General features: G+C 72.1%; 7 protein-coding genes. 2 read left to right on the forward strand and 5 right to left on the reverse strand.

Translation table 11 applies throughout. The features are described from left to right. From ACNFOC_RS47515 to ACNFOC_RS47530, 4 genes are all read right to left on the reverse strand, one after another. On the reverse strand, nucleotides 1–1,335 hold a 1,335-nt coding region (locus ACNFOC_RS47515; protein WP_416965221.1), incomplete at its 3' end, for a vWA domain-containing protein. Beyond that, nucleotides 1,332–2,393, reverse strand: a complete 1,062-nt coding sequence (locus ACNFOC_RS47520; protein ID WP_416965222.1) for an ATP-binding protein — start codon at nucleotides 2,391–2,393, stop codon at nucleotides 1,332–1,334. The genes ACNFOC_RS47515 and ACNFOC_RS47520, both read right to left, overlap by 4 nt. A gap of 79 nt (nucleotides 2,394–2,472) precedes the next feature. Continuing rightward, nucleotides 2,473–4,548: a phage holin family protein gene (locus ACNFOC_RS47525; RefSeq protein WP_416965223.1), complete on the reverse strand. Its 2,076-nt coding sequence runs from the start codon at nucleotides 4,546–4,548 to the stop codon at nucleotides 2,473–2,475. An 82-nt stretch (nucleotides 4,549–4,630) separates the two neighbouring features. Beyond that, on the reverse strand, nucleotides 4,631–5,062 hold the full coding sequence (locus tag ACNFOC_RS47530) for a hypothetical protein (RefSeq protein WP_416965224.1): 432 nt from the start codon (nucleotides 5,060–5,062) through the stop codon (nucleotides 4,631–4,633). 85 nt (nucleotides 5,063–5,147) lie between these two features. Here ACNFOC_RS47530 and ACNFOC_RS47535 point away from each other — a divergent pair, with 85 nt between their 5' ends. Both ACNFOC_RS47535 and ACNFOC_RS47540 read left to right on the forward strand, forming a co-directional pair. Continuing rightward, nucleotides 5,148–5,921, forward strand: a complete 774-nt coding sequence (locus ACNFOC_RS47535) for an MBL fold metallo-hydrolase (RefSeq protein ID WP_416965225.1) — start codon at nucleotides 5,148–5,150, stop codon at nucleotides 5,919–5,921. After that, nucleotides 5,918–6,547: a DedA family protein gene (locus ACNFOC_RS47540; RefSeq protein ID WP_416965226.1), complete on the forward strand. Its 630-nt coding sequence runs from the start codon at nucleotides 5,918–5,920 to the stop codon at nucleotides 6,545–6,547. Before ACNFOC_RS47535 ends, ACNFOC_RS47540 begins: the two co-directional genes overlap by 4 nt. Nucleotides 6,548–6,627: 80 nt before the next feature. Here ACNFOC_RS47540 and ACNFOC_RS47545 read toward each other — a convergent pair. Then, on the reverse strand, nucleotides 6,628–7,433 hold an 806-nt coding region (locus tag ACNFOC_RS47545; RefSeq protein ID WP_416965227.1), incomplete at its 5' end, for an MBL fold metallo-hydrolase.

Consider the following 7,433-nt stretch of genomic DNA (forward strand, 5'->3'; position numbering starts at 1 on the left):
GGCGTAGGACCGTACGGGCTCGGGGCGGGGCACGAACTCGTCGAACCAGCGGGCGAGTTGGGCGTCCCACGGCAGCGGCGGGTGGCTGAGCGCGCAGATCTCCTCGACCAACCCGCCGGGCAGGAAGCCGCGTTCGTACTGCTGGTGCAAGTCGAGGCCGTGGGCGAGGCCGCGCCGGTAGAACTCGTCGAGGTCCACGTAGTCACGCGGGCTGCCGAGCGGGCCGCCGAGGATGTCGCCGACGCCCTTGCCGCGCAGGGTGGCCAGACGGCGCATCCGGCGCAGGTCGCCGGCGATCCGGTCGTAGACCTCCTCGGCGGAGAGGTCCTTCAACTCCGGGTCGTGGAGCAGGCCTTCGGGCATCCGGCCGACGTCCATCTCGCACAGCCAGCCGTTGATGACGTAGTCGGCGGCGATGTTGAAGAGGAAGGGGTCGCGGACGCCGCAGCGGTCGCCGTGCCGGAGAGCGGCGTGCAGCATCTCGTGGGCGAGGACGAACCGCCATTCCTCGTCGTCGAGTCGGCGCAGCGGGTTGATGTAGATCTCGGCGGCGCCGGTGTCGACTGCGGCGACGGAGATGCCGTGGGCGTGGGCGAGTTCGGCGTCGGCGACCAGGGTGATGCCGGCCGCGATGCCGCCGAGGAGGGGGTAGGAGGAGACGAACCAGCTCAACGCCCGTTCCCAGGGCTGGAGTCGGGTGGGTCCGCCGCGCATCGAGGCACGCCGGCCGCCCGCCACGTCCATCGCCATGGCCACGGTGCGGGTGAGGGCGTTCGCGAAGTTGAGCTGCCAGTCGGGGGCGCTGCCGCCCTGCCAGGTGTCCCACGGCACGAGCAGCTGGTCCGGCTCGCCGCCCGCCGTACCGCAGCGGTCGTAGAGGGGCGGGATGCCGTCGCGGCGCCAGCGCGCGGCGAGTTGCTCCTCGTCACCGGCCGGGTAGGCGGCGGGCAGGTCCTCGGGCGTGACCCCGATGGGGAAGCCGAGCAGGAAGCGGTTGACCACGGCGCAGTTGGCCGCGAGGGCGGGGCCGTCGGGCTGGACGCGGAGCTTCGGCGCCGCCGGGACATGGCCGAAGCCCAGGTGGATGATGCAGTGCGCGATGGCCCAGGCCCACTCGGCGGGTTCGGCGCGGCGGGTGGGGTGGACGTGCAGGACACCGTTGGAATCGACGCGTACCAGGCCGGTGTTGGGCGTGTGGTGGCAGTCGTCCCGGCGGCAGGTGCTGAAGCCGATGGCGGCGAGCGCGCGGTTGGCCCGCACCAGCCGCAGCCCTTCCTCGAAGGCCTCGGCCGCGAGATCCTTCTTCGGCTTCCCCTTGCCGTGGGTGCGGCTCACTGTCGCGCCTCGACCAGCCGGGGCATGTCACGGGCCGCCTCGACCAGGAACCAGGCGGGCAGCAGCGGATTGCCGTCGGTGTCCGGGGCGATGACGCTCTGCGCGACCTCCACGGAGATCTCGGCGAGCTGCACGAGCAACGACTTGGCGCGGTACGCGGTCTGTAGCCCGTTCGCCGACAAGTGCTCCTTGCTGACCGGGAGTTCCTTGACGAGCCGGCCCCGGAAGGACTCCGCGAGGTAGTACAGCAGGTCGCGGTCCTCGGGGCGGTGCGGCCAGCGGGCGTCGCCCTTGATGATCGCCTCGATGCCGAAGCGGCTGCGCACGATCTTGACGTACCCGCAGAAGGCGACCGCGTGCGCGGGCGTCAGCGTGCCGTGCGCGATGACCTTGAGGGTCTCCTCGTCGAGGTCGGGCCCGAAGGAGCCCAGCGCGTCGGAGAGCATGTGCCAGGACCGGGGCGTGGAGAAGGCCTCCTCGGTCTTCGGCGGCTTGGACCACAGGTGGTCGGGCCGGTCGGTGAGGTGGTCCAGGATCCACGGGTGGATGCCGTTGGCGGCGGCCCAGTTGAGCCAGTCCTTCGGGGACGCCTCCAGGTGGACATGGGTGAGCCGGTTGATCAGCGCGGACGCGATCGGCCGGGCCAGCGCGTTGTCGGTCGCCCGGTTCCCGGCGCCGATCACGATGGAACCCTTGGGTAGTTCGTAGCTGCCGATACGGCGGTCCAGGATCAGTGAGTAGAACGCCTTCTGCACATCCGGTGTGGCCGCGTTGAGTTCGTCGAGGAACAGGCAGTACGGCTCGTCCCGCGCGATCGCCTCCGGCGGACAGAACACCGACCGTCCGTCCCGGATCTGCGGCACACCGATCAGGTCCTCGGGCGCGAGCTGCGTACCGAGCAGACTCACGCACTCCAGGCCCAGCGACTCCGCGAACTCCCTTACCAGGGACGACTTTCCGATGCCGGGCGCGCCCCAGATGAACACGGGGCGGACGGTCGCGAGGCCGAGCAGCAGCTCGGGGATACGGGCCGGGGTGACAGTGACGGCAGCCTGCAAAGCAGCGGCTCCTGAAGGAGGTTCGAGGCGGGGAGACTCGAACAGTGTGTGCCTACGGCCGACCCTCCGCAGCCCATTTTCAGGCGGCCCGCTCCGACTGCTCGTCCGTCAGCGGCACTTGGGGTCCGTTGCACTCGCGCAGCCACCGGCGCAGAACCTGGTGGACGTGCTCGGCGCCCACGAGGTCCTCGCCGTCGTCGACCGGTGCGGAGAAGGTGTGCGGCGACAGCAGGAACGGCTTGGCCTGGGCACCGCCGAGGCCGCCGTGGGAGCCGATCTGCTCCTCGAAGGCGAGGACTTCGCCCTCGGCGGGGTCGTACCAGGAGTTGACCATGATGTCGGCGGTGTGCGGGAAGGAGTGGGTGCGCCGGACGGCGTCCGCGACGCCGGGGCCGAAGTCCGCCAACGGGCCCTGTTTGTCGTCGAGTTCGGCCACCGGGAGTTCGGCACCGTGCGCGCCCAGCACCACCCCTCCGTGCTCCTCGCTGCGGACCAGGACGAAGCCGACGCCGGGGTGGTTGGCGAGGGTCGTCAGCAGCGCCGGGTGCCGGGCGTCGATCTCCTCCTTGGTCATGCGGTGCGGCACGTCGGGGAAGGAGACCAGGCCGAGGTTGCCGGAGGCCAGCACGACCGGCTCCGAGTGGCGGCCGGGGTGGCGGTGCTGCCCGTCCTTCTCCTCGACCGGCCGGCGCAACGCCGCACGTACGGCCGCGCGGGCCTCTGCGCCGCTGTGGGTGCGCCGGGCCCGGCGCGGCACGGGCAGCCCGCAGCCCGCGCGGACCAGGTCGCCGAGGGTGAGGCCGTAGCGGCCCTGGAAGGTTTCGCCGGGGCTCTGTCCGTGGTCGGAGAGGACGACGATGCGGTACGGGCGCGGGGCATGCTCGGCGACGTTCTCGATCAGCGCGATGGAACGGTCCAAACGTTGGAGCACCTTGGCGGCGTCGCGACTGCGCGGGCCGGAGTGGTGGGCGACCTCGTCGTAGGCCACGAGGTCGGCGTAGACGGCGGTGCGGCCGGCCAGCATGTCGCCCATGACGGCGGCGACGACGACGTCCCGTTCGACGACGGTCGCGAAGGCGCGGACGAGGGGGTAGAGACCGCCGCGTTTGATCCGGGGGCGCTGCTTGGTGAGACGGCTGCGGGTCGACTGACCGATCTCGCGGCCCACTTCGGCGACGAAGGACATCGCGGTACGGACGGCGTTGGCGGGGTCGGAGAAGTAGGCGAAGTAACCGGCGCGGGAACGGTTTTCGCGGCCCCGGCGGCGAATGGCGATGGACAGCACGAGGGCCTGTTCGTCGGCGCCGCCGCTGAACAGGTTGCCGCGGCTGGCGCCGTCGAGCGTGAGGAGGCCGCCGTCGCCGGTGAACTCGACGGCGCGGCGCTGGAGTTCGGCGGCGCTGGTCGGGCGGTTGCAGACCATCACCTCGCCGGTGTCCTTCTCGTACCAGCGGAACGCGGGGATGTCGTGGTTGGAGCCGTGCAGGATGCCGAGCTGGCTGGCGCCGGTCTGGCTGGACCAGTCGGTGCGCCAGGGGGTGAGGCGGTGGGTGGGGCGGTCGCCGCCGAGGAGCTTCGCGACGGTCGGCATCAGGCCCTTGGCGACCGCGCCGAGCAGGACGTCGTGGCCGACGCCGTCGAGCTGGAGGAAGACGGTGCCGGGCGAGGACGGGCCGGGGGGCAGGGCTCTGCGGCGGCGGTCGGCGAGGCGGTAGAGCCGGCGGCGGTAGGCGTCGTCGTCGCGCACGGCGAGGGCACCGCCGGTGGCGGAGGCGACGGCGGACATCACGGCGGCCACGACGACGGCGGTCTCGGGGGCGACCTGGCCGCGCAGCCCGCCGTCCGGGTTGATGCGCAGGGCGATCAGCAGCAGGGACCCGTTGAGCACGAAGACGAGGAGGCCGAGGACGAGCGCGGGCACCAGCAGCAACAGCCGCACCAGCAGCGGCCAGACGAGGGCCGACAGCAGACCGAAGGCACCGGCGCCGAGCGCGGCCGTGACACCGATGCGGGTGGCGCTGTCGCCGTCGGCCGACTGGAGCTTGAAGTCCGGCAGGATCCCGGCGAGCACCAGCATGGTGACCGTGGAGACCGCCCACACCGCGACACTGCGCCCGATCTGACTGGCGAGCCGCCGCCAACGCGCTCCACCCACGCCCCGTACACCTCACGTCCCTGGCCCGACGACCTGGCGGGCCTCCACCCACCTTGTCACAACGGGCCGACGTGTCCCCGTGTCACCGGCCGTCGTAGCCCGCCGTCGGCATCGACAGCCGTCGGTGCACGCTGGCCTTCATCTGGGCGTCGTAGCAGGGTTCCGCGCGGCCGACCGTCTCGATGCGCACCCCGCGTCGCGCGCACTCGTCGGTGAACTCCTCGACGGAGGACAGCGCGCTCTCCAGGACCCGGCGGCTGGGGGCGACGAACAGGTCGAGGCCGGGGCGGACGCCGTCCCACAGGGCGCAGTGGTCGGGGCGCAGTCCACGCACCAGAAGCTCGCGGGCGATCACGTAGCCGTGGTCGGCGGCCCAGCGGGCGCACATCGCGTGCTGGCTGCGGGAGTCGACCAGAAAGGGGTCGTCGTCCAGCTCCTCCAGCGGCGTGAGGCTGGCGATCGCCGTGACCCGCAGCCGCGAGCGCATACCCGAGGCACCGCGTACCTGTCCCATGGCGTCCCCCTCACCTCCGGGTTTCGCCGCCGACCCTACTCCTGCCCGTAGGCTTCGGGGGAGTCGCGCGAAGGAGGCAAAGAAGGTGCCGGTGGAGATCACCTGGTGGGGTCACGCCACCTGCACGATCGAGGACTCGGACGTACGCGTGCTCACCGACCCCCTGTTCGCGCGCCGCCTCGCGCATCTACGGCGCCGCCGGGGCGCGGTGCCGCCGCCCGAGGCCCGGCGCGCGGACCTGGCGCTCGTCTCCCATCTGCACGCCGACCACCTGCACCTCCCCTCGCTCGCCGCCCTCACCCCGGGCACGCGCCTGCTCGTGCCCCGGGGCGCACTCCGCGCGGTGCCCGGACTGCGCCGGCTCCGGCGGCTGCGGATCGACGAGGTGGCCCCCGGCGATCAGACGATGGTCGGTGACCTGGTCGTCCGGGCCGTTCCCGCACGGCACGACGGACGCCGGCTGCCGCTCGGACCGCACCGGTCCCCCGCGCTGGGCTACGTCGTCGAGGGCGAGGCGCGGACCTACTTCGCCGGGGACACCGGGCTGTTCGACGACATGGCCAAGGAGGTCGGGCCGGTCGACGTGGCGCTGCTGCCGGTGGGCGGCTGGGGACCGTATCTCGGCGAGGGGCACCTCGACGCGGGGCGCGCGGCCCAGGCCCTCGCCCGGCTCTCGCCGCGCAGTGCGGTGCCGGTGCACTACGGCACGTACTGGCCGATCGGGATGGACGCGGTGCGCCCGCACGAATTCCACACGCCGGGCGAGGAGTTCGTGCGGATCGCGGCGCAGCTCGCGCCCTCGGTTTCGGTGCACCGGCTCGGGCACGGGGAGAGCGTGCGCCCGGAGGTCGCCCGGTGACCTGGATCGCGGACGCGCTGTCCGCGACGGCCACGACGTCGCCCGAGTCCACCCAACAGGCCATCGGCTACCCGTCGCTGTTCCTGCTGGTGCTGTTCGGAGCGCTGGTGCCGGTGATTCCGACGGGCGCGCTGGTGAGTTCGGCGGCCGTGGTCGCCTTTCACCAGACGGCGCCGTTCGCGATGGCCCTGGTGTTCGTCACGGCTTCGCTGGCCGCGTTTCTCGGGGACGTCGCGCTGTACTGGCTGGGGCGGCGGGGGATGGGGTCGAAGAACGGGTCGCGGTGGCTGGAGGCGATCCGTTCGCGGGCGCCGGAGGAGCGGCTCACGCAGGCCCAGGAGAAGCTGGCCGACCACGGGGTGGCGGTGCTGGTGCTGTCCCGGCTGGTGCCGGCGGGTCGTATTCCGGTGATGTTGGCTTGCCTCATGGCGGAGTGGCCGATCCGCCGGTTCGCCCGGGGGAATGCGCCCGCGTGTCTGGCGTGGGCGGTGACGTACCAGCTGATCGGCATCCTCGGGGGTTCGCTGTTTCCGGAGCCGTGGGAGGGCGTGGTGGCGGCGGTTGTGTTGACCGTGGTGATCAGTGTGGCGCCGACTGTTTGGAAGCGGGTTCGGGCTGCCAGTTGATGTCTCGTTGCGGGGTGCGGGTCGTATGTGGCTGGTCGCGCCCCGCGGCGGAGCCGCAAATCGACACAGCCCCGCGCCCCTTAGGGGGTATCACCTAGCACTCTTGAGCCTCCTACCGGCAAGTCCCACAGGTTCTCGCGCGCCAACTCCGCCTTCTCCCAAGCCGCCCGCACCCGCGTCAGCGGCTCCAGGACCGGCTCCGCCGACAGGACGAACGTGCCCCAGTGCATGGGGGCCATCCGCCGTGCCCCCAGATCCTGTACGGCCCGCACCGCCTCCTCCGGATCGCAGTGGACGTCGCTGAGCCACCAGCGCGGGTCGTACGCGCCGATGGGGAGCAGGGCGAGGTCAATTCCCGGATAGCGGCGGCCGATACGGGAGAACCAGTGGCCGTAGCCCGTGTCGCCCGCGAAGTAGACGCGCTGTCCGTCCGGTGCCGTCAGCACCCAACCGCCCCACAGGGAGCGGCAGGTGTCGGTGAGGCTGCGCTTGGACCAGTGGTGGGCCGGTACGAAGTCGAGGCGGACGCCGTCGAGTTGGGCCGCCTCCCACCAGTCGAGCTCGGTGACGCGGGTGAATCTGCGGCGCCGGAACCAGCTGCCGAGGCCGGCCGGTGCGAACACCGGGGTGTTGCGCGGGAGTCGGCGCAGGGTGGGGGCGTCGAGGTGGTCGTAGTGGTTGTGGCTGATGACTACGGCGTCGATGGGTGGAAGTGCTTCCCAGGCGACGCCTACGGGGGTGATCCGGGCCGGGGTGCCGAGGATACGGCGGGACCAGACCGGGTCGGTGAGGATGGTCAGGCCGCCGATGCGAATCACCCAACTGGCGTGTCCCACCCAGGTGACGGCGACGGTCAGGGCGTCCACCTGGGGCAACGGTTCGGGGG

This window comes from Streptomyces colwelliae, assembly GCF_048158785.1.
GTDB lineage: Bacteria > Actinomycetota > Actinomycetes > Streptomycetales > Streptomycetaceae > Streptomyces.

Excerpts from the sequence above, each read along its gene's own strand:
- ACNFOC_RS47530 (WP_416965224.1), bottom strand. The coding sequence starts at position 5,062 with ATGGGACAGGTACGCGGTGCCTCGGGTATGCGCTCGCGGCTGCGGGTC.